The organism is Photorhabdus aballayi (assembly GCF_026153155.1).
Lineage (GTDB): Bacteria > Pseudomonadota > Gammaproteobacteria > Enterobacterales > Enterobacteriaceae > Photorhabdus > Photorhabdus luminescens.
In genome coordinates, this window is record NZ_JAPFCD010000034.1 from 35,068 (window position 1) to 58,291 (window position 23,224).

General features: G+C 38.6%; 19 protein-coding genes and 2 pseudogenes. 19 read left to right on the forward strand and 2 right to left on the reverse strand.

Annotated features, from left to right (window positions below; translation table 11 throughout):
* Positions 1-521: 521 nt before the first annotated feature.
* A pseudogene (locus OO184_RS16240) lies at positions 522-799 on the forward strand (type II toxin-antitoxin system RelE/ParE family toxin).
* On the forward strand, positions 799-1,113 hold the full coding sequence (locus OO184_RS16245; protein WP_132345292.1) for a HigA family addiction module antitoxin: 315 nt from the start codon (positions 799-801) through the stop codon (positions 1,111-1,113). The pseudogene OO184_RS16240 and the gene OO184_RS16245 overlap by 1 nt, the downstream one beginning before the upstream one ends.
* 580 nt (positions 1,114-1,693) lie before the next feature.
* Here OO184_RS16245 and OO184_RS16250 read toward each other — a convergent pair.
* Positions 1,694-2,041: a type II toxin-antitoxin system HicB family antitoxin gene (locus OO184_RS16250; RefSeq protein ID WP_265380073.1), complete on the reverse strand. Its 348-nt coding sequence runs from the start codon at positions 2,039-2,041 to the stop codon at positions 1,694-1,696.
* A 185-nt stretch (positions 2,042-2,226) separates the two neighbouring features.
* Between OO184_RS16250 and OO184_RS16255 the strand changes: the two are divergent.
* A pseudogene (locus OO184_RS16255) lies at positions 2,227-2,558 on the forward strand (tyrosine-type recombinase/integrase); the annotation flags it as partial.
* 232 nt (positions 2,559-2,790) lie between these two features.
* Here the strand turns inward: OO184_RS16255 and cpxP are convergent.
* On the reverse strand, positions 2,791-3,285 hold the full coding sequence (cpxP, locus tag OO184_RS16260; protein WP_265380074.1) for a cell-envelope stress modulator CpxP: 495 nt from the start codon (positions 3,283-3,285) through the stop codon (positions 2,791-2,793).
* Positions 3,286-3,442: 157 nt separating this feature from the next.
* On the opposite strand from cpxP, the gene cpxR reads away from it, so the two are divergent.
* From cpxR to OO184_RS16340, 16 genes are all read left to right on the forward strand, one after another.
* Positions 3,443-4,138 carry an envelope stress response regulator transcription factor CpxR gene (gene cpxR / locus OO184_RS16265; RefSeq protein ID WP_088372631.1) on the forward strand — a complete coding sequence of 232 codons (696 nt, stop codon included), beginning with the start codon at positions 3,443-3,445 and terminating at the stop codon, positions 4,136-4,138.
* Positions 4,135-5,505 (forward strand): envelope stress sensor histidine kinase CpxA, encoded by a 1,371-nt coding sequence (gene cpxA, locus OO184_RS16270; RefSeq protein WP_265380075.1) that lies wholly within the window; start codon positions 4,135-4,137, stop codon positions 5,503-5,505. Before cpxR ends, cpxA begins: the two co-directional genes overlap by 4 nt.
* A 400-nt stretch (positions 5,506-5,905) precedes the next feature.
* Positions 5,906-7,216, forward strand: coding sequence for a nucleotide sugar dehydrogenase (locus OO184_RS16275; protein ID WP_265380076.1), 1,311 nt, complete (start codon positions 5,906-5,908; stop codon positions 7,214-7,216).
* A 14-nt stretch (positions 7,217-7,230) separates the two neighbouring features.
* Entirely contained in the window at positions 7,231-8,280 is a 1,050-nt protein-coding gene (locus OO184_RS16280; protein ID WP_265380077.1) for a Gfo/Idh/MocA family protein, read from the forward strand.
* 18 nt (positions 8,281-8,298) lie between these two features.
* Positions 8,299-8,886: an acyltransferase gene (locus OO184_RS16285; protein WP_265380078.1), complete on the forward strand. Its 588-nt coding sequence runs from the start codon at positions 8,299-8,301 to the stop codon at positions 8,884-8,886.
* A gap of 15 nt (positions 8,887-8,901) precedes the next feature.
* Entirely contained in the window at positions 8,902-9,972 is a 1,071-nt protein-coding gene (locus OO184_RS16290; protein ID WP_265380079.1) for a DegT/DnrJ/EryC1/StrS family aminotransferase, read from the forward strand.
* A gap of 20 nt (positions 9,973-9,992) precedes the next feature.
* Positions 9,993-11,201 carry a lipopolysaccharide biosynthesis protein gene (locus OO184_RS16295; protein ID WP_265380080.1) on the forward strand — a complete coding sequence of 403 codons (1,209 nt, stop codon included), beginning with the start codon at positions 9,993-9,995 and terminating at the stop codon, positions 11,199-11,201.
* A 1-nt stretch (position 11,202) separates the two neighbouring features.
* Positions 11,203-12,315: a D-glucuronyl C5-epimerase family protein gene (locus OO184_RS16300; protein WP_265380081.1), complete on the forward strand. Its 1,113-nt coding sequence runs from the start codon at positions 11,203-11,205 to the stop codon at positions 12,313-12,315.
* A 1,230-nt stretch (positions 12,316-13,545) separates the two neighbouring features.
* Positions 13,546-14,634, forward strand: coding sequence for a glycosyltransferase family 4 protein (locus tag OO184_RS16305; RefSeq protein ID WP_265380082.1), 1,089 nt, complete (start codon positions 13,546-13,548; stop codon positions 14,632-14,634).
* Positions 14,635-14,639: 5 nt separating this feature from the next.
* Entirely contained in the window at positions 14,640-15,710 is a 1,071-nt protein-coding gene (gene wecB, locus OO184_RS16310; RefSeq protein WP_265380083.1) for a non-hydrolyzing UDP-N-acetylglucosamine 2-epimerase, read from the forward strand.
* Between the two features lie 44 nt (positions 15,711-15,754).
* Entirely contained in the window at positions 15,755-16,945 is a 1,191-nt protein-coding gene (locus OO184_RS16315) for a glycosyltransferase family 4 protein (protein WP_265380084.1), read from the forward strand.
* Between the two features lie 175 nt (positions 16,946-17,120).
* Positions 17,121-18,131, forward strand: coding sequence for a glycosyltransferase family 2 protein (locus OO184_RS16320; protein WP_265380085.1), 1,011 nt, complete (start codon positions 17,121-17,123; stop codon positions 18,129-18,131).
* A 10-nt stretch (positions 18,132-18,141) separates the two neighbouring features.
* The gene (locus OO184_RS16325; RefSeq protein WP_265380086.1) at positions 18,142-19,299 is read left to right on the forward strand and encodes a DegT/DnrJ/EryC1/StrS family aminotransferase; all 1,158 of its coding nucleotides are present in this window, start codon (positions 18,142-18,144) and stop codon (positions 19,297-19,299) included.
* Entirely contained in the window at positions 19,300-19,911 is a 612-nt protein-coding gene (locus OO184_RS16330) for a sugar transferase (RefSeq protein ID WP_265380087.1), read from the forward strand.
* A gap of 9 nt (positions 19,912-19,920) precedes the next feature.
* Positions 19,921-21,795 carry a polysaccharide biosynthesis protein gene (locus OO184_RS16335; RefSeq protein ID WP_265380088.1) on the forward strand — a complete coding sequence of 625 codons (1,875 nt, stop codon included), beginning with the start codon at positions 19,921-19,923 and terminating at the stop codon, positions 21,793-21,795.
* Positions 21,796-22,197: 402 nt separating this feature from the next.
* Positions 22,198-23,157: a DMT family transporter gene (locus tag OO184_RS16340; RefSeq protein ID WP_265380089.1), complete on the forward strand. Its 960-nt coding sequence runs from the start codon at positions 22,198-22,200 to the stop codon at positions 23,155-23,157.
* Positions 23,158-23,224: the final 67 nt, after the last annotated feature.

The window sequence follows — 23,224 nt, forward strand, 5'->3', positions numbered from 1 at the left end:
GTAAGTGACTGAAAAAAAAGCCCTCAAAAGGGCCTGAAAGACAAGGATGGTGTTTGTTTTTTAAACATAACACATTGTAATAAAAGGATTTATTAAAATAAGTGTCTACACCTTGACCACATCGACATAAGCCCCGATTTTTTCGGGGCTTCCATCCCCCCCACAACAATATGAAACTACCCAGACAATAATTCTTTTGCACTCATTAATGAGAAATCGTTAAAAATAAAGTTATCACACCTACCTTGCTTATAATGAAGATGCACAGAACATAAAAAAGTGTGGGCCAGGCCATAAACTTTAACTTTGGCTGATGAAAATCAGCCATCTGTTTCTACTACCCCAATTCACTATTGAACATATTGCCAAATCTCCTCAAATGGCAATTAGTTAACGCAACCATTGTCTGCAAAATTTTTTGATATTTAGAGTTACGGCCCTTGGTTATTTATTGTTGGCGTTGCATGCCATGTAACAGCAGAGTATAATGTTACGCATGGTGTAACAAGAATGAGAGCAAAATGATTAAGTCATTTAAACACAAAGGGTTGAAACAACTTTTTGAAAAAGGAGTTATTTCAGGCATCCCGGCGCAGGATGCTGTCCGAATCAATGACCGCTTACAGGCCATCGACACGGCTAGCATGATAGAAGATTTAAATATTCATGCCTACAAGTTACACCCCTGAAAGGGGATAGGACTGGCATATGGTCAATTACTGTCAGAGCTAACTGGCGCATCACGTTCGAATTTAAAAATGGTGATGCTTATATTTTAAACCTGGAGGATTATCACTAATGAGACAGGCTATTGTTTCTCATCCGGGCGTTATGGTATCCAACATGCTGGAGGATTTGGGGGTTGGCGTTCGCCAGTTTGCTAAAAACATCGGCGTAACTCCAGCAACGGTTTCCCGCTTTCTTTCGGGTAAAACGGCGTTAACCCCGGCGCTCGCTATCCGACTGTCTGCTGCACTGGGGAGTAATCCGGCGTTTTGGATGCGCTTACAGACGAACTACGACTTGCGCCAACTGGAAGATGAGATCGACACGTCAGGGATCGTTCTATACGGTGACAATGACGAAACGCCACAGGTCACTTCAAAGCATTAAGCAATAGTAAAAAGCCAACAAAATGTGGGGGCCAGTATAGCCCGCATTTGTTGGCGGTTATCGCAGCTACCCGGTTACTGCCCAAATAACAAATTAAACATTAAGGTTATTGTTAAGTAAGTTTTGACAAAAAAGCACTAAGAAATGTTAAATATATCGCCAGCTACATTTCTAATAACTGACGGTTAACTTTATGATTAACAAACGTTTAAAAGCCGCTCGTTTACGTGCAAATATCACACAAGAAAAACTAGGGATCTACAACCCATAACATATTGAAAATAAATATACTTTTTCTATCATCGTCCACTCAATGTCCACATTGACAACAAAGCCCCTTAAACGGGGCTTTCACCACAAATTACTTTCATAAGAAATAATTAATTAAAATTTAACCATCACATTAACAGATCTATCAATCCCACATACTGTAGGCTTTTTCATTTATCAAGGCCGAACAGGAAAGTATCCTCGATAAGTCACTATTGCAGTATCTGTTATCGCTGGGGTGGTTGAGCAGACCCCAACAACCCCAAACAGCAATAAAAACAAGTTTTGTCACTGTCCGGCGTTATCTATTTTATTGAAGTTCCCGCTCAAGCAACTGAACTATGAACTGGTTCTTTGAGACTGCGTGTGATATTGTCGCCGCAGTCAAGCGAGCTTCCAGCCAGCCAGGATAACGAAGAGTAAAAGATTTTATCTTGTCCTCTTCCTTGAATGGGTTAATTCCCTCTTCCTCGCACGTTTCTATATATTCAGCCAGTGAGATTTGTCCCTCTTTTTCAAGCCCGTCAATACTGTTTGATACGAAATCACAATATCCGGTGACATCCAGAAACTTGCCGCGAAAGGCCCTAATTTCTGCTTCGTAGGTAACAGAAGCGGGATGGCCGTCGATAGTCATAATGTTGTTGCTTTTAATCATGTTCGACCCCTATTACATTTTCGAACCACTCACGAAGGCCATTTACTGCGCCTTTATCCATTACGTTACCAGGATGAGGTTGATGAGTCTGATAGACTGAGCCCATGAGGATAAACTTCCGGCGTGATCCGTTGCCGTTCTTGATCTTCCCCTCCAGTTTGTTAATTGGGCTTTTAGTTGAGAATACCAAAAATGGAGATCAACGTATCGTTCCCATTTCTGAAAAATTGGAGAGAGAAATTCGCGGTAAAAAGAAAATGGGCAAGCTGTTCAATGTTGACTACAGAAATTTCTGCAAGATCCTACATGTAGTAAAACCTGATTTACCAGAAGGACAAGCAACGCACGTTCTACGCCACACATTCGCGAGTCACTTTGTGATGAAAGGTGGAAACATTGTTGCCCTGCAACAAATACTCGATCATGCCAATATACAACAAACTATGGCATATGCTCATCTGGCACCCGACTATTTGCAATCACGTTAAATCCACTGAATGGCGGCATGGAAATTTAGCAGTAACAAGCAACCGTAGCACTCAAAAGTGTCCACGCTAATGTCCACACTTAAGAATTTCCGCGCTACTTACAGTTGCTTGTAAAACTTATATCCAGTTGATTTTAAAGTGAATTAATCTTAGCCAGATAAAAAAAATCCCGCCTAAAAGGCGGGGGAAAAGACAGGGATGGTGTCTATGGCAAGGAAAAATTCTCGTTTGCTACTACTTTGCTGCTATGGGTATTACAAATCAGTTCGGTAACTGAGACATACGTTGTCGATAATGTTGCTCCAATTGCGCTTGTTGCTCAGGCGTCAACAGTTGGTACATCTGATGATGGATACGTGCCATTTCTACCTGGTGTTCCACATTACATCTGATCATCTTTTCAATCAGGGCTTTTACTGCCACTTCATCAAAATCCTTCGCAGTGACCAGCTTGCGCATCTCTTCTCGCTCCGTGCGGCTCATTGACATCGATGAACGCGGTTGATGTTTCTGCCCGACCAAATCACGCATCTGTTGACGCTGCTGCTCAGTTAAAGTGATACCGCTGAACATATGGTCATTATCACCAACATCATTACTGTTACGATAATGATAGTTTCCTACCTTTTTATAATCGCAAGGCGCACAATTATCGGGTACCGTAGCAGCGTGCATTGTACTTGCTGTTCCAGCTAAAGATGCTGTCGAGCCAAGAACAAACATTGACGCTAAAACTAACGCTGCTATGTTACGCATTAAACAACTCCTCGTTTCCCCGAACGATGCTATTAAGTCCAATGTGGACAACTATACCTACGCGGCTGCAAACTAGCGTCAAAAGCTTGTAAAAGAACGTAAAGTCGTGGAATAGCAAAGTTTGTTATCGTATTTTTGCTCTTGGAGGAAGTAATCGATGCATAAAATCCTATTAGTTGATGATGATCGTGAATTGACATCACTATTAAAAGAACTACTTGAAATGGAAGGATTTAACGTTGTGATCGCTCATGACGGAGAGCAGGCATTAAAATTCCTTGACGATTCGATCGACCTACTACTACTCGATATTATGATGCCGCGTAAAAATGGCATCACAACATTGAAGGAGCTTCGGCTACACCACCAAACTCCTGTCATTATGCTGACAGCACGAGGAAGTGATTTGGATCGTGTTCTGGGACTAGAATTAGGGGCGGATGACTATCTCGCCAAACCCTTTAATGACCGTGAGTTAGTGGCGCGTATACGTGCTATTCTTCGCCGCTCAAACTGGAGTGAGCAACAACAAACAGACAATGGCCCACCTACGCTTCAGGTGGATAACCTGCAATTAAACCCTGGCCGACAGGAAGCCAGCTTTGCTAATCAAATTCTCGATTTAACCGGTACCGAATTTACTTTGCTCTATCTATTAGCTCAACATTTAGGCCAAGTTGTCTCCCGTGAACATTTGAGCCAAGAAGTATTAGGCAAGCGACTTACTCCATTTGACCGAGCAATTGACATGCATATCTCTAACCTACGCCGTAAATTGCCTGAACGGGAAGATGGACTCCCCTGGTTTAAGACTTTACGCGGCCGAGGATATTTAATGGTTTCTGCGACATGATAAACAGTTTAACGGCACGCATCTTCGCAATTTTCTGGTTTACTCTGGCGTTAGTCCTAATGTTGGTATTAATGGTGCCGAAACTGGATTCCAGACAACTAACCTCTCTGCTGGAAAATGAATACCGGCAGGGAGTTATGCTGGAACAACATATCGAAGCAGAATTAGCTCAAGATCCCGCTAACGATTTACTTTGGTGGCGCCGTTTATTTCGCGCGATTGAAAAATGGGCCCCCCCAGGTCAGCGCTTGATATTGGTCACCAGCGAAGGGCGAGTTATTGGCGCACAAAGGAGTGAAATGCAAGTTGTCCGCAACTTTATCGGGCAATCAGATAATGCCGATCACCCGAAAAAGAAAAAATATGGTCGTTCTGAAATGTTAGGGCCCTTTTCCATTCGAGATGGAGAAGATCATTATCAACTGTATTTAGTTCGTCCAGCGAATAGCCCACAATCGGATTTTATTAATCTGATGTTTGACCGGCCGTTATTACTATTAACCGCCACTATGTTAATCAGTGCGCCACTCCTACTATGGCTGGCATGGAGTTTGGCTAAACCTGCCCGCAAATTAAAAAATGCCGCAGACGATGTTGCTAAAGGCAATTTACGTCAGCATCCAGAATTGGAAGCCGGCCCACAAGAATTTCTGGCCGCCGGTAACAGCTTCAACCAGATGATCAGTGTATTGGAAAGAATGGTCACCGCACAACAACGGCTAATCTCCGATATCTCCCATGAACTACGCACACCTCTCACCCGTCTACAACTTGCAACAGCATTACTTCGCCGCCGTCATGGTGAAAGTAAAGAGCTGGAACGAATTGAAACAGAAGCCCAACGGCTAGACAGCATGATTAACGATCTGTTAGTGCTCTCCCGCAGTCAGCATAAAAATGAACTGTTGAGAGAAAACATCAAAATGACAGATTTATGGAACGATATCCTTGACAATGCCCGCTTCGAAGCTGAACAGATGGATAAAACCCTTGAAGCCACCTTACCACCGAGCTCTTGGGCAATTTACTGCAACCCATTAGCACTTGGCAGTGCTTTCGAAAATATCGTGCGTAACGCCTTACGCTACTCCCACCACCATATCGCGGTCGCATTTCATACCGATAATCAAGGGATCACCATTACCGTTGATGATGACGGCCCGGGCGTCAACCCGGAAGACCGCGAACACATATTCCGCCCTTTCTACCGTACAGACGAAGCCCGCGATCGGGAATCCGGCGGCACTGGCCTTGGCTTAGCAATTGTTGAAACCGCGATTAACCAGCACCGCGGTTGGGTCTGTGCCGAGGACAGCCCTCTCGGCGGCTTACGTTTGGTTATTTGGCTACCACTTCATGGCCGGTAATACAGATTTCTGCTAACCTTATTCTGAAAATTAATTAAACAAATAAATTTTATTTATACTTGACCCCGTAAGTCTGACAGTTTAACCTCCCCTGTTATTCATTAAAAAAACTTATCTTTAATTACGTTTCCATTACAGCAGACAAAAGCATTAAAAAATCAAAACAGTAGATAAAATTATAAGATTTTATGGAGTTCTGGGAACCAATAACCTAGTGCGGTAGCTTTGTTATTGCCTTATTTATTATTTCAGCAATATATCTTCCACAACCTATTTAAAAACCTTGTTAAAATTTTACTTGCCAAATAAAACTTATGGAAATAGATAGCATTCTATTAAAAACCAAATGTAATTTATTTTCACAATTTCATTTTTAAGTCATCATCTTAAAAGGCAAAATATGTCCTCACTCAACATTCTCACCGAGAAATTTGATAATAAAACCGCCACCATTGCCATTGTTGGCCTGGGCTATGTTGGCTTACCGTTAATGCTCAGATATAACGATATCGGTTTTAAAGTCATTGGTTTCGATATTGATCAAGAAAAAACAGATAAACTAAATCAAGGCCAAAGTTACATTGAACATATTCCCTCATCCAAAATTAGCAAAGCGATAAATACCGGTTTCGAAGCCACAACAGATTTCACTAAAATCACTCAATGCGATGCCATTATTCTTTGCGTCCCCACGCCGTTAAATAAATACCGTGAACCCGACATCAGTTTCGTGATTAACACCACGGACAGGGTAAAACCGTATCTAAGAGCCGGGCAAGTCCTCTCCTTAGAAAGCACCACGTATCCGGGCACCACCGAAGAAGAGTTACTCCCCCGGGTTGCAGAAAGCGGGTTAACCGTCGGCGAAGATATCTTCCTGGTCTATTCGCCCGAACGAGAAGATCCCGGCAATCCTGATTTCGAAACCCGCACCATACCTAAAGTCATCGGCGGTCATACTGAAAACTGCTTAAAAGCCGGTATTGCCGTTTATCAACACGCGATTGACCAGGTTGTCCCTGTCAGTTCAACCAAAGCCGCCGAGATGACAAAACTCCTGGAGAATATCCATCGGGCGGTCAATATCGGCTTAGTCAACGAAATGAAACTCGTTGCCGATAAAATGGGGATTGATATCCACGAAGTGATCCGGGCCGCGGCAACCAAACCCTTCGGCTTTGTTCCCTATTATCCCGGCCCCGGATTAGGCGGCCACTGTATTCCGATTGATCCCTTCTATTTAACCTGGAAAGCGCGGGAATATGGTATCAATACCCGCTTTATTGAACTCTCCGGGGAAGTCAATTCTTCCATGCCCGATTATGTGGTCACCAAAACCGTATTAGCCCTTAACAAAGCGAATAAATCCATTAATGGCAGCCGCATCTTAATCCTCGGCATTGCCTATAAAAAGAATGTGGATGATATGCGAGAAAGCCCTTCAGTGCATATTATGGAAAAATTAAGCGCATTAGGAGCCAATATTGAATATTCAGATCCGCATGTCCCGGTTTTTCCTAAAATGCGGGAACATCATTTTAATTTAATCAGCCAGCCGATCACTGAAAATAATCTCAAAGACTTCGACTGCATTATTTTAGCCACCGATCACGACAAATTTGATTATGAATTAATTATCAACCACGCCACATTAATTGTTGATACCCGGGGTAAATATTCACCCAATCACACAAACATTATCAAAGCTTAACTTTAGGATAAGATATGCTGAGTATCATCAAAGACAGAAAGATAAGATTTGCTTTAGTCGGTTGTGGGCGGATCGCTAAAAATCATTTCAATTCGCTGGAAATACATCAAGAAACGGCCGAATTAGTGGCCGTCTGTGATAACGATCAAAATGCATTAAACGCGACGGTAGAAAAAACCGGCGTCCCGGGTTTTAGCGACTTAAATACCATGCTGGATAACATCACCGCCGATATCATTATCCTGACCACCCCATCCGGCCTGCATCCAGCACAAGCGATGGCCTGCTTTGATAAAGGCTTTCATGTCGTCACCGAAAAGCCGATGGCAACCCGTCTGGCTGATGGGGAAAACATGGTTAAAGCCGCGGATAAAGCCGGCAAATACCTCTTTGTCGTCAAACAGAACCGCTTAAATGCCACCCTGCAATTACTGAAACGCGCGGTCAGCGAAAAACGGTTTGGCAAAATCCATCTGGTCCACCTCAATGTTTTCTGGACCCGTCCCCAGGCCTATTATGACCAGGCCGCCTGGCGGGGTACCTGGGAATTTGATGGCGGCGCCTTCATGAATCAGGCGAGCCACTATGTTGATTTAATTGAATGGCTAATCGGCCCGGTCAAAGATGTTCAGGCCATGACATCCACGCACTTAGATATCGAAACGGAAGATACCGGGGTACTCAATATCCGCTGGCGGGATGGCACATTAGGATCGATGGCCGTCACCATGTGTACTTATCCTCAGAATCTTGAAGGCTCCATCACTATCTTAGGGGAAAAAGGCACAGTCAGGGTGGGGGGTTTAGCCGTCAATGAAATCCAGGAATGGCATTTCGCTGATGAAAAAGAGTATGACCAACAAGTCAAAACTGCCAACTACGAAACCACTTCTGTTTATGGCTTTGGTCATCCGCTTTATTATAAAAATGTCATTGAGGTGATGAAAGGCGAAGCCAAACCGATAACCGATGGCCGGGAAGGCTTAAAATCCTTAGAGCTGCTTATCGCCGCCTATTTATCAGCCAGAGATAACAAAACCATTTCTTTGCCTTTAACCTATTAAATCCCAGGAATCCGTCTCATGTCAGCAGAACACGTAATGATACATCCCAGCGCCATCGTGGATGATGGGGCCCAAATCGGCAAAAACAGCCGTATCTGGCATTTCACCCACGTCTGCTCTGGCGCGCAAATTGGCGAAGGCTGTTCTCTGGGCCAAAATGTCTTTATTGGCAATCACGTCACTATCGGCAATCACTGCAAAATACAAAATAATGTTTCTGTTTATGACAATGTTCATCTGGAAGAAGGCGTATTTTGTGGCCCGAGCATGGTTTTTACTAACGTTTATAATCCCCGCTCACTGATTGAAAGAAAAAGTGAATATCAAAACACATGGGTAAAAAAAGGCGCCACCTTAGGCGCCAACTGTACCATTGTCTGTGGCGCCACCATTGGCGCTTATGCCTTTATTGGCGCTGGCGCTGTGGTGAATAAAGATGTCCCTGATTATGCCCTGATGGTGGGAGTGCCAGCCAAACAGATTGGCTGGATGAGTGAATTTGGTGAACAATTAGACTTACCGCTACACGGACACGCCACCGCTACCTGTCCTCATACTCACCATATTTATCAGCTAGAGAATAATCGAGTCGTGCGAATAAAGTAATTAAAGGATAAAGGCATGCAATTTACCGATTTAGCAGCACAACAACTGAGAATTAAAGATAAAATTGACGCGAATATCCAGAAAGTATTAACACATGGAAAATATATTTTAGGGCCCGAAGTCGCCGAATTAGAAGAAAAGCTGATTACCTACACCGGAGCGCCATATTGTATTACCTGCGCCAATGGCACTGACGCCTTGCAAATTGCCTTAATGGCGATTGGCATTAAACCCGGCGACGAAGTGATTACTCCGGGCTTTACCTACATTGCCACTGCTGAAACCGTTGCGTTACTGGGCGGAATTCCGGTTTATGTTGACGTCAAGCCCACCACGTATAATTTAGATCCCGCGCAACTCGAAGCGGCAATTACGCCAAAAACCAAAGCGATCATGCCGGTTTCCTTATTTGGCCAATGTGCCGATTTTGACGAAATTAATGCCATCGCAGCAAAACATCACCTGATCGTCATAGAAGATGCGGCCCAAAGTTTTGGCGCGACTTATAAAGGCAAACGTTCCTGTAACTTAACGACCATCTCGTGCACCAGCTTCTTTCCCAGTAAACCGTTAGGTTGTTACGGCGATGGCGGCGCTATTTTCACCCATGATGAAGAACTGGCGAAAATTATTCGCCAAATTGCCCGTCATGGGCAAGACAGGCGATATCATCATGTCAGGGTCGGAGTGAACAGCCGTTTAGATACCTTGCAAGCGGCTATTCTGTTACCCAAACTGGAGATATTTGATGAAGAAATGGCACTACGTCAGACGGTGGCAGAAAACTATAATCAGGCGTTGAACGACATCGGCATCATGACCACGCCGTATATTGAGCCACACAATCTCTCCGCCTATGCCCAATATACTGTCCGGGTTAAAAACCGCGATGAATTACAACACAAATTAAAAGAGCACGGCATTCCAACCGCTGTGCATTACCCGATTCCCCTGAATAAACAACCGGCGGTGGCCAGCAATCGTGTTCTGCCTGTTGGGGACGAAATTGCACAAGAAGTGATTAGCTTGCCGATGCATCCCTATTTATCCATAGATTTAATTAATAAAATTGCCCGTTCAATTTAAAATCTATGAACTATAAATTATTGAAAAATATATCTGGCTTATTACTCTCATCATTATTTAGCCAGATATTATTATTACTATCAACGCCAGTATTAACCAGATTATTCTCACCGGAAGAATTAGGTATTTATGCTTCATTTTCATCGCTTTTAAGTGTTTTTGCTGTAGGCGCTTGTCTTCGTTATGAATTTTCAATCAGCGCATCAGAAAAAACGCGTGAAACTAATTCACTGGTCACATTATCTTGCATTATTCCAATAACCATTAGCTTGATAGTTATCATTGTTTTTGCAATATCTCATATCCCAGAAAAAATAATTATAGGAAACTATCTATACTATATCCCGCTAGGAATTATCACCTATGGGTTTTATCGAGCAGTGAGTTTTAAGAGTATAAGAGAAAAACAATACCATGCGCTCTCTATCACTAAAATAACGCAAACCGTTGCCATGATTAGCACTCAAATCATTGGCGGCATTGCTCATTTAGGAGCAAGCAGTCTCATCTTAGGCCAAATATTAGGGCAATCATTAGGTGTCCTATTTTTAAGTAAAAGATCCCAATATCGTTTAATTATCAACAAACCTGAATTTAGAAAAATAAAACTGCTTGCTCATAAATATTATAAATTTCCCGTTTATGATTTTCCTGCGGCTCTCATTAACACATTGAGTAATGAGCTACCTCAATTGTTTATCATGTCCACCTATGGACTAAAATCCGCTGGATTCTATTTAATTGCCGCTAGAATATCAGGCGCTCCAATTACACTATTAAGTCAAACCGTTTCATCTATATTACAAGGATATTTAAAAGACACATCTATATCACCTTTCTTCAAGATAAAAAAAACATTTCATTGCCTAACGGGTATTGCTATTTTATTTGCTATCGTGACATACTTCGCAGGCATACCCATCATAACCTTTATTTTCGGTGAAGGATGGCATGAATCAGGTAAATATCTACTATGTTTAATACCACACTTATGCGGACAAATAATATACTCATCGTTATCGATATATTTATCGATTTATGAACATCAGAAAAGTAATTTATTTATTCAAACAACATCAATCATATTAAGATTAATAGCTCTCTTTGCTGGATATCTATTAGGTGATATTTACCTTACCCTTTTATTATTTTCACTCACAAGTTTTGTTCTTTATATGACAAGTACAGCCTATATTTTAAAATTATCTTTCATGCGTAAAGAAGGTTAAAATGAAGAAAAGCAAAAATATAATAAAAATAATTCCTTATATCATTATCGTGATGATTGTCAGCTATACATTTAATAAATATGCTTATGAGCTGGATGAATTCAACGGTAATGTGAGAAACCTGGTCATGAAAGGGAAATTCACGCAACGCGAATTTAATAGCAATGGCTTTCCTTTATCACACTCACCTCATATTCCTGAGCCATTCTTATCCCCATTTTATGTTGTTCACTATGGCCTGATATACTCTTCTTTAGGCTTAAATAAAGACAACGTCAATATATTATGGCGAACCGATTCATCCTTACCCGGCTGGAATGTCCCGCCACCGACATTCAATCAAAACGAATTAATTGCTAATTTTAAATTTTCAGCCGACTGGTTATTAAATAACATAAAATTATTTCATGGGGAAAATCATTACTTATATGATTTTGATTGGTCATATAAAGGCTATAAAAATAATAAACTCTCTGCCCCCTGGTGGTCTGGACTAACAGATGCCTACGCTATTATTCTGTTATTAAGAGCTTATGACTATTTTGGTGATGATAAGTATCTGCTAACGTCGAAATTACTCTATCAATCATCACTAGCACCTATCCAGAAAGGCGGCAGTTTAACAACCTTAGATAATATGCCCTGGATTGAAGAATATGTTGATCCCCAAGCCAACTCAGACCAATTGGCTTTTGTATTAAACGGCATGATCTACTCGACTTATGGCATTGAATCCTTTGAGAATTATTTAAATATAGATGAAAACACCCGAATAACCGATAAACTATATCAATCAATCAGCCATAATATATTTAAATTCGACATAAAAAATGAATGGTCCAGTTATGATTTAATTGGCAATCCAAGTAATATTAAATATCATAAAATACATACCCTTCTTTTAAAAGATCTGATAGAGAGAAATCAAAATTTCAAAAACCAAGGAATAATAGACTTATATAACAATTGGAATAAATCTGTGACTAATAGCGGGTATTATTACATAAAACATGGCCCTAGTAGTTGGGCATACTATCAATTCATCACTATGTATTTCCTGTCTATCTTAGTATTATCACTCATTTACTTCTTTATCAGAAAAAATGCAAAATAATATTAAAATAATCCTGAAAATATTTATCTATCAGGTTATTATTTACCTAAACTCCGTTCTTATATTAGATACATTCCATGAGGTAAGAGGCTATAATATTACCCCTCAAGGTTACTTAAGTATCTTTTTCTGCTGGATATCATTCTTACCGCTCATTTTGCTCAACAACCAAAAAAATCCCGTGATGGTTTTTTTATGGTTAATCTATATCACTTACATTATACCGGTATCCATTATATTTCCACTGATTAATTCAGCATCTATTTATTCAATCATTTTCGTATGCACAATAAATATATTATTTTTCTCATCGATATTATTCTTTCGGATAATAGATAGAATAACGATGCCGAAACTCAAAATTCCGTGGGACTTATATAAAATACTGATAATAGGATGTGGTATTATTGTACTCTTATTCGTCATGAGTAATCCTGGATTAAGTTTAATACCCCCTAATATATTTAAAGTTTATTCCGTAAGACAGCACTTTAAAGACAACACACCGCTACTCACGATGTACATCATCACCAATGGGGGATATGTTATCTCACCATTACTACTATTAGCTTCCCTCTATATAAGAGGCCCGATTAAATATCTCCTCATTACAATAAGCATTTTGATTTCCTATTTAATCTACAGTTCTTCAGGATTAAAAAGCATAGCGTTTATGAATCTCGCGGTTATCATCCTATACTTCTATATAAAAGGAACAAAATCGATCAGTAATTCGGTGATAAATATCATTCTCTATTTATTCCTTACCGCGGGGGTATTATATTTTATTTTCGATTTTTATGATCCACTTATCCATTGGCTACGTAGAGTATTCTTCACACCCACATTAAATACCTATTATTTTTATGATTATATCTATAACAACAACAGTGAATTTACAACAGAGGCGCCTCAAATAGTTTCTCAAATCTATTATGGTACCTCAGGTTCGGCTAATACTGGCTTTATTGGCGACGGTATCGCCAGATACGGCACACTGGGTTTACTCATAAACTTTTTTATATTTAATATATTGCTCTTTGCCATGAACCTGAGTTCAAAAAAAGTGCCATTTGAATTTTCAACGACACTCTATTTACCCTTTGTATACACAATATCAAACTCAGCGATTACCGCATTGCTACTGACCTATGGGCTGCTGGCATTAAGCATATTATTATTTTTATTCCCGACGAAAACGAACAAAATACCCTTATGAAAATCACACATATGACCTCGGTACATCCGCGTTTCGACACCCGTATTTTCCTAAAAGAATGTTCTGCCTTACAAAAAGAACATGAGGTCTCCCTTATTGTTGCCGATGGTAAAGATAATGAAATCAAGAATAACATTGCTATCATGGATGTCGGTATATTACCTGGTCGATTAAATAGAATCTTTAAGACAACCAATAAAGTTTATAAAAAAGCATTAGAATTAGATTCTGACTTATATCATTTCCATGATCCAGAACTCATCCCTATCGGCCTAAAACTGAAAAGGAAAGGTAAAATAGTTATTTTTGATTCCCATGAGGATGTCCCTAAACAAATTTTTGGCAAGCCATATTTAAATAAATTGACTAAGATTATTATCTCTAAATTATTCGCTCTCTACGAGAAGTATTCGACGCCTAAATTTGACGGCATTATTACGGCTACGCCGTCAATAAGAGATAAATTCTTAAAACTCAATAACAACACCATAGACATTAATAACTATCCCATATTAGGCGAGTTGCATAATAAACATGCCAACTGGCACGAAAAAGAAAAACAAGTCTGCTATGTCGGCGGCATCTCCGACATTAGAGGTATAGCCGAGATGGTTGAATCCCTCTCTCACCTCACAACAAATACAACAATGAAACTCGCGGGCAATTTTTCGGATAACGCTCTAGAGAATAAAATAAAAAGCATGAAAAATTGGCACAAAATAGATGCATTGGGATTTTTAAATCGCATAGAAACCAAAGAACTTTTATCTAAATCTATTGCGGGTATCGTTCTCTATCATCCACTTCCCAATCATATTGATGCCCAACCCAATAAAATATTCGAATATATGAGTGCGGGTATCCCTGTTATCGCTTCAAATTTCCCATTATGGAAAGAAATTGTTGTCAAAAACCACTGTGGCATTTGTATCGACCCATTAAACCCTAAAGAAATCGCTGATGCGATAGACTACTTATCAAATAATCCTGATATAGCAGAAGAAATGGGTAGTAATGGACTTATCGCAGTCAATGAAAAATACAATTGGGATATTGAACAAAATAAACTTAACAACTTTTACCAACAAATTGGACGTTAATCGATATGAAAAAAATTATTACCGTATTAGGCGCCAGACCACAATTCATTAAAGCCAGCCCAGTGTCTCGCGCTTTAAAAAATCATAATAAATTTAAAGAGATTATCATTCATACCGGTCAACATTTTGATACTAATATGTCTGATATATTTTTTAATGAATTAGCTATTCCTAAACCGGATTACACACTCAATATTCATGGCGGATCGCACGGTGAAATGACCGGCAAGATGCTAATCGAAGTTGAAAAAATACTTATCACAGAAAAGCCTGATGCCGTTATGGTATACGGTGATACAAACTCGACTTTAGCTGGCGCATTAGCCGCATCTAAATTACATATTCCCATTATCCATGTTGAAGCCGGTCTACGTAGTTTTAATATGCAGATGCCCGAAGAGATCAATAGAATATTAACCGATAATGTCAGCTCAATTCTCTTCTGCCCAACAGACACCGCCGTCAATAATCTACAAGAAGAGGGCTTCAATTCAAAGCCGGTTCATATCAGAAAAGTCGGTGATGTAATGGAAGATGCCGCTTTATATTTCAGCCAAACAGCCAAAAAACCGGATGGGCTGGATTCGATACAAAACTTCATATTAACCACACTCCATCGTGCTGAAAATACCGATAATCAAAAACGTTTAACTGAGATAGTGAACGCATTAAATGATATACACAGAAGAATTGCTACTGTTGTTATGCCGATTCACCCAAGGACTAAAAAAATGTTAGCACAATACGGCTTGCATTTAGATGTCCATTTAATTGAGCCAGTGGGATATTTAGAGATGATCTGGTTACTCAGAAACACCGCCTTGATTATTACCGATAGCGGCGGACTTCAAAAAGAGGCTTACTTCTTCCGGAAACCTTGTATCACCGTGAGAGATCAAACTGAATGGGTAGAATTAATTGCAGCAGGCGTCAACAAACTCTCAGAGGCTGACAGTCACAAAATAACCCAATCAGTTCATGACATGATGGGTCTTGATATAGGCTCGGTTCAATCCATGTATGGCGGCGGTATTGCTGCAACAAGAATTGCTAACGAATTAGAAAAATTACTATGAATATAGTCTATATAAACCATTATACCGGTTCGCCGGACCTGGGTATGGAGTTTCGTCCATATCATTTAGGGCAAGAATGGATTAAATCTGGACATAATATTACCCTACTCGCAGCCTCTTATTCTCATGTACGGACCAAACAACCTACACTGATAGACAATAAAAAAACCACCGAAAATATTAATGGATTAGAATATGTCTGGTATCCAACCCCGAGTTATAACGGCAATGGATTATCCAGAGTCAAAAATATTTTCTCTTTTTTACGACAAATTTGGTTTGATAGCCATAACTTAGTCAAAAAATATCGACCTGATGTTGTCATTGCTTCAAGTACATATCCAATGGATATATGGATTGCAAAACGTCTTGCCAAAAAAGCTAATGCCAAACTGGTCTTTGAAATCCATGATTTATGGCCTCTTTCCCCCATAGAATTAGGAGGAATTTCACCTAAACATCCATTTATTCAATTATGTCAACTCGCTGAAAACGCAGCTTATAAATATCCTGACGTGGTCATTTCCATGCTTCCTAATGTACAAGAACATACGAAAGCACATGGATTAGAGCTCAGCAAATTACATATTATCCCTAATGGTGTGGTTATAGAAGATTGGATAAATCAACTTACTCCGTTAAACAGCTCACTAGAAGAACTTATTGCAACCGAAAAAAATAAAGGCCATAAAATTGTATGCTATAGCGGAGCCCACGGACGCCCAAATGCGCTAGAAAAACTACTCAAAACCGCTTCACTGCTTCATGATAAACCGATGACATTCTTATTAGTCGGCACTGGCCTTGAAAAGGATAACTTAATAAAAGAATCTCAATCACTGGGAACAAATAACGTTATATTTTTTGATCCGATCCCCAAAACTCAAATACCCACATTACTCAATAAAATTGACATTGCTTATATAGGACTACAAAAACAATCATTATTCAGATTTGGCATCAGCCCGAATAAACTTATTGATTATATGATGGCTGGAAAACCCATTTTATGTGCAATTGATGCCGGTAATGATCCTGTTTCTGACGTAAATTGTGGTATCACCGTTAAATCAGGCAAACCAGAAGACATTGCTCAGGCCTTATTAAAACTCAGTAAGCTATCAACTGACGAATTAAACCAAATGGGGCAAAAAGGCAAAATTTACGCTTTAGAAAATCACACCTATTCCATACTGGCAGATAATTTCTTAAAGGCCATAATCAATCATGAATAATAAATCCTTCCCTTTTGCATTACCTGAAATTGGGCAATCTGAAATTGATGAAGTCATTGACTCACTTAAAACAGGATAGATAACCACCGGACCTAAAACCGGAAGATTTGAACAAAATATAGGGATTACATTTAAATAGCTATCATTATTATCCAAATAGAGTGATTATTCAACCATGATAAACATATCAGTTATTTGCCCTATATTAAATGAAGAAAAATATATAAAGGGGTGTATTGAATCACTTCTAAAACAAGATTACCCTATCGGGCAATTAGAAATTATTTTTATAGATGGTTATAGTTCAGATAGTACTTTAAAGGTAATTCAGAGTTATACTGAAAAATATGATTTCATAAAATTACTATACAACCCTGATAAACATGTTCCTGCTGCTTTGAATATTGGTATAAAAAATTCATCAGGGGAATATATAGCCAGAATCGATGCTCATTCTAACTATCCTAGTAACTACTTGTCCAAACTATATAGTTTATCAAAAAAACTTGATGCTGATAATATAGGTGGAATTGTCAATACAAAACCATGTAATTCTACAACCATTGCCGATAATATTGCATATTCCTTAAGTAGTCGCTTTGGAATGGGTAACTCCTATTTTCGAATTGGCATTAATAATATAAAAAAAGTTGATACGGTACCTTTTGGGTTTTTCAAAAGAACAATATTCGATAAAATAGGGTTATTTGATGAGGATTTAATCAGAAACCAAGATGATGAATTTAACAATAGAATTATAAAGCATGGAGGTAACATATATCTTTCCCCAGATATTATTATTGATTATTACCCCAGAGACTCAATTAAAAAAATCTGTTCTATGTTTTACCAATACGGTTTATTTAAACCACTAGTCAATCTCAAATTGAAAAAAATAACATCATTTCGGCAATTAATACCACCAATTTTTGTCTTAGGGTTAATCCTAGGATTAATCCTCTCATTCATTAGTTCAATATTTTTATATCTATATATAGGTTGTATTTTTATTTATTTCTTCTTAACTTTATTGGTAACAATAAAAGCCCATTTTAAAAATAAAAAAAACTATATTTTCTTACCATTAATATTTCTGTGCATACATTTATCTTATGGATCAGGGTATCTCATTGGAATAATGAAAATTATATTCAATAAGAAATTCCACGTAAAAAACAAAAGATAAGGATTATTACATGAACTCTTTTTTTCTCCCTTTCGCACTCCCAGAAATCGGTCAAGAAGAAATTAATGAAGTTATTGATTCACTTAAAACGGGTTGGATAACCACCGGACCTAAAACCAAAAGATTTGAACAAGATTTTGCCCAATATTTAGATTCTGATGTTGAGGCCATTGCGGTAAATTCAGCAACAGCGGGATTGCATTTAGCGCTGGAAGCCATAGGTATTGAGCCGGGTGATGAAGTTATCGTGCCTACCTATACCTTCACCGCAACAGCGGAAGTTGTCCGTTATCTGGGGGCTCATCCCATTTTTGTTGATTCCTTACCTGACAGCCTGAATATTGATCCAACAGCAATAGAAAAAGCAATAACTACCAAAACTAAAGCGATTATGCCGGTACACTTTGCAGGTTTATCCTGTGATATGGATGCCATCATTGCAATCGCTAAAAAATTTAATCTACGAATAGTTGAGGATGCCGCCCACTCATTTCCGACTTTATACAAGGGAAAGAAAATTGGCACGCTAGACACTGATGTCACTGTATTCAGCTTTTACGCGAATAAAACCATGACGACAGCGGAAGGTGGCATGCTAGTCTCCAGAAATCCAAATATCATAAAAAGAGCAAAAACAATGCGTCTCCACGGCATTAGCAAAGACGCCTTTGATAGATATCAATCTAAAATACCTGCCTGGTATTACGAAGTGATTGAGCCAGGCTATAAATATAACATGCCAGATATTTGTGCATCCATTGGCATCCACCAACTACAGAAAATAGATACTTTCCATAAGAAAAGAGAGGAAATGGCTAAACTCTATGATAATGAATTAAAAGATCTGCCCATTACCTTACCCACGAAACCTAAAGAACCTAATAGCCAACACGCGTGGCACTTATATACCATTAGATTAAATGATGAAGTCAACATATCCAGAGATGACTTTATTATAAAAATGGCAGAAAAAAACATCGGCTGCTCTGTCCATTTTATTCCACTACATAAACAGCCTATATGGAAAAATACCTATTCTCTTAACGAAAACAACTTCCCAGTTGCAGAAGAAAATTTTAAAAGAATTGTATCCATTCCTTTATACACAAAAATGACAAAAGAAGACCAAATCTACGTTATCAAAACAATTAAAGAGATCTTGGCATAAATGATGACATATTATTTAGCGATAAAAAGGCTTTTTGATTTTATTTCTTCTCTCATTGGACTCATCCTATTATTCCCTATTTTAATCACTATTGCTATCTGGATAAAAATGGATTCGAAAGGACCCATTTTTTTCCGACAAAAACGAGTGGGCCAATATAATCAAGATTTTTATATTCACAAATTTAGGAGCATGAGCACTGGATCAGAGCAAAAAGGACAACTTACTATTGGTCATGATCTCCGTATTACCAACTCTGGAAAATTTATACGCAAATATAAAATTGATGAATTAGCTCAACTGATTGATGTTGTTCGAGGCAAAATGAGCTTAGTCGGGCCAAGACCCGAAGTGCCACACTTTATGGACAAATATCCAGATGATATCAGAAACAAAATATTATCGGTAAAACCCGGCATAACAGATTTGGCTTCCATAGAAATGATCGATGAAAACCAGATATTAAGCCAATATAACGATCCTCATCAAGCTTATATCAACATTATTATGCCGATAAAAGCCAAGTACTACCTGGAATATATTGATAAAAAGTCATTTTTCTATGATCTAAAGATTATTTTTAAAACCATTTACAAAGTAGTTTTTAGGTAATTAACTATTATGAACAAGAGAATGTTTTTCTACCAAGATAGACTAATAAAGACCATCGTTCTTCTGATTGTAGATATATTTATTATCATTATTTCATACTGGCTAAGCATGTGGCTACGCCTTGATAGAGAAGTACCCATTTTCAGCTTACAACATTGGTTAACGATTATATTCACCATACCTTTCACACTATTCATTTTCTTAAGAATTGGCTTTTATCGATCGATATTAAAATATGTCAACATGAGTATATTGAAATGGGCTATTATTGGTTCATTTCTATCTACTCTACTATTAACCGCAATTTCCTTATATCAACAAGCATTTTTGCCTAGAACCGTACCCATTATCTATTTTTCTTTCTTAGTTATCTCGCTCTGCGGCACAAGATTTATCTATAGAACGCTACGTAATTTAATAAAATATAAAGGCGCTCCGGTTATCATATATGGAGCAGGAGAATCTGGCCGGCAACTCTTACCCATATTAAGAGAACATAGAGAATTCAACCCAATTGCTTTTGTTGATGATAATCATAAATTACATCATCTATCGATTCATGGGGTTTATGTCTTCCCGCCAGAGAAGATAACGATTTTAGTAGAAAAATATCATATAAAGAAAATATTATTAGCCATACCCAGTGCATCAACATCTAATAGAAAAAAAATACTAGAAAAACTGCAAAAAGAACATTGTGAAATCCTCACCATTCCAAGCTTCAATGATCTGGTTGAAGGCAAAGCGCAAATAAACTCACTGAAACGCGTTTCCATTAATGATCTATTAGGAAGAGAACAAGTTGATCCATTACAAAGCCTACTCAGTAAAAACATCAAAAACAAAAACGTTCTTATTACCGGTGCCGGCGGTTCAATCGGATCAGAGTTATGCAGGCAAATCATCACTCAATCTCCCTCTCAGATAGTCCTATTTGAATTAACCGAATATTGCCTTTATTCAATAGAAAAAGAGTTACAAAAGATAAACTCAGATAAAGATTTGAATATAACGATTACAGCAATTCTAGGCGACATAAAAGATTCAGACAAAATAAATAGAATAATCCATAAATTTAACATTAATACCATATACCACGCGGCGGCATATAAACACGTTCCATTGGTAGAAATGAATACCATAGAGGGCATTAATAACAATATCTTTGGCACCCTCTCACTTGCCAAAGCAGCAATTAACCAAAAAGTTGAAAAATTTGTATTAATCTCTACCGACAAAGCCGTCCGCCCGACAAATACAATGGGCGCGACAAAAAGATTTGCTGAACTGATATTACAAGCCTTTGCTAAAGAGAACAGCCACACAAAATTCTCAATGGTTCGCTTTGGCAACGTTCTTGGTTCATCCGGTTCCGTTGTTCCCCTGTTCGAAAAACAGATAAAAAGTGGTGGACCGATAACCCTCACCCACAAAGAAATTACCCGTTACTTCATGACGATCCCAGAAGCCGCCCAATTAGTTATCCAGGCAGGGGCACTGGGCAATAATGGCGATGTTTTTGTTCTGGACATGGGAGAATCAGTGAAAATTTATGATCTCGCCCGGAAAATGATTCATCTTTCCGGACTAACAGTGAAAGATGAAACTAATCCTCATGGAGATATTGGAATCAAAATTACCGGCTTAAGACCCGGTGAAAAACTTTATGAAGAGTTATTAATTGGTGATAATGTTTCTGGCACCAATCACCCAAGAATAATGACAGCTAATGAAGTTTTTCTGACCTGGGATAAATTAAATCCGTTATTAAATGACCTAAAAACATCTTGTGAAAATTACGATTTTAAGAGTATTAGGAAGATCCTCATCAATTCTCCTATTGATTTTCATCCTAAAGATTACATTTACGATCTTTTAAAATAATAGCTATACTGCTTTCACTCCCCCCAGGAACATAGTTATCTATGCTCCTGGGGATTCGTTCACTTGCCGCCGCACTGCAACTCGAAATCTATTGGGTATAAATCTTCTCACTAAATAGACCTGGTATATCCATATATCAACTACCAACAAAACCGGCCGTATTGCCAATATTAGCCCTATGGAAAAACAATAATCCTATGAAATATTTAACACACGAGCAATTAAAAATTATATAATTCAGGAAACTAAAATAAAAAGCCAACAAAAATCTCATTATTAGATATATCATATGCATTATACTTCCTTCATTTATTCCCTCAACAAAGGAAAATGGTTAAACATCTGGAAATTATTGAGCTAACCTCTTAGCATGAGTCTATAAATTTATGAAACAGTATCCAAATGGCTATATTCACCAACCGTAAAATAACAGCCAATGCCTATGGACTCTCCTCTGGTGTCTTCTGGGGTCTAAGTGGCGTACTTTTCGCATTATTACTAAAAAACACCGCACTTTCCTGTTGCTTTTTCATTCCCATCGTACTCGCATTCCTAAATGATACGATTTCGTGTGGATATATGTTTATATATCTTGTAGTTAAAGGAAAATACCGAACGATACGCCTTATCCCCAAAAACAAGAAAAATGGAATAATTATACTGGCGGCTATATTTGGTGGCCCAATTGGCATGTCTTGTTATATTTTAGCTATTCAATACATTGGTATTAGCTACACAGCAACTATTTCAGCAACTTACCCTGCTATTGGCGCGTTAATTTCTTTTTTTCTACTTAAAGATCGTATTCACCTTATCGGTATATTGGGATTAATACTAGCTGTTATATGTACCATGATACTAGGTTATTCAGCATCAACTCAGACAATATCTGGCTGGATAGGCTTTATATTTGCTTTTATATGTGCATTAGGCTGGAGTTCTGAAGTTGTTATCAGCTCTTATGGCATGAATAAAGATATACCTGCTGATATCGCTTATTTCATCAGACAATTATCATCTTCCGTAGGCTACTTAGTTATTATCATATTATTCATTCACTCCTTTCCTGGAATTGTACACATTTTCTCAAATATAGAATTATACTCCTTATTATTCTTCACTTCTCTGGTAGCCACGCTATCGTACCTCTTCTACTACAAAGCAATCTGCATGCTTCAACCCATCCGTGCTATGAGTTTAAACATCACCTATGCTATCTGGGCAGTAATTTTTGCTTGTTTACTGGTAGATGAACCCGTCTCTATAAATCTATTGCTCCTATGTGTAGGCGTCTCCGCTGGCTCATTCCTGACTGCTGTCAATCCACTGAATATCAAAAAACTGATTTTGACGCTTAAATGAATGCGATTCTATTCGTAGCAAATTTAAGTTCGTTTTAATGCTATCGTTAAAGAAAACCACTAAGGCT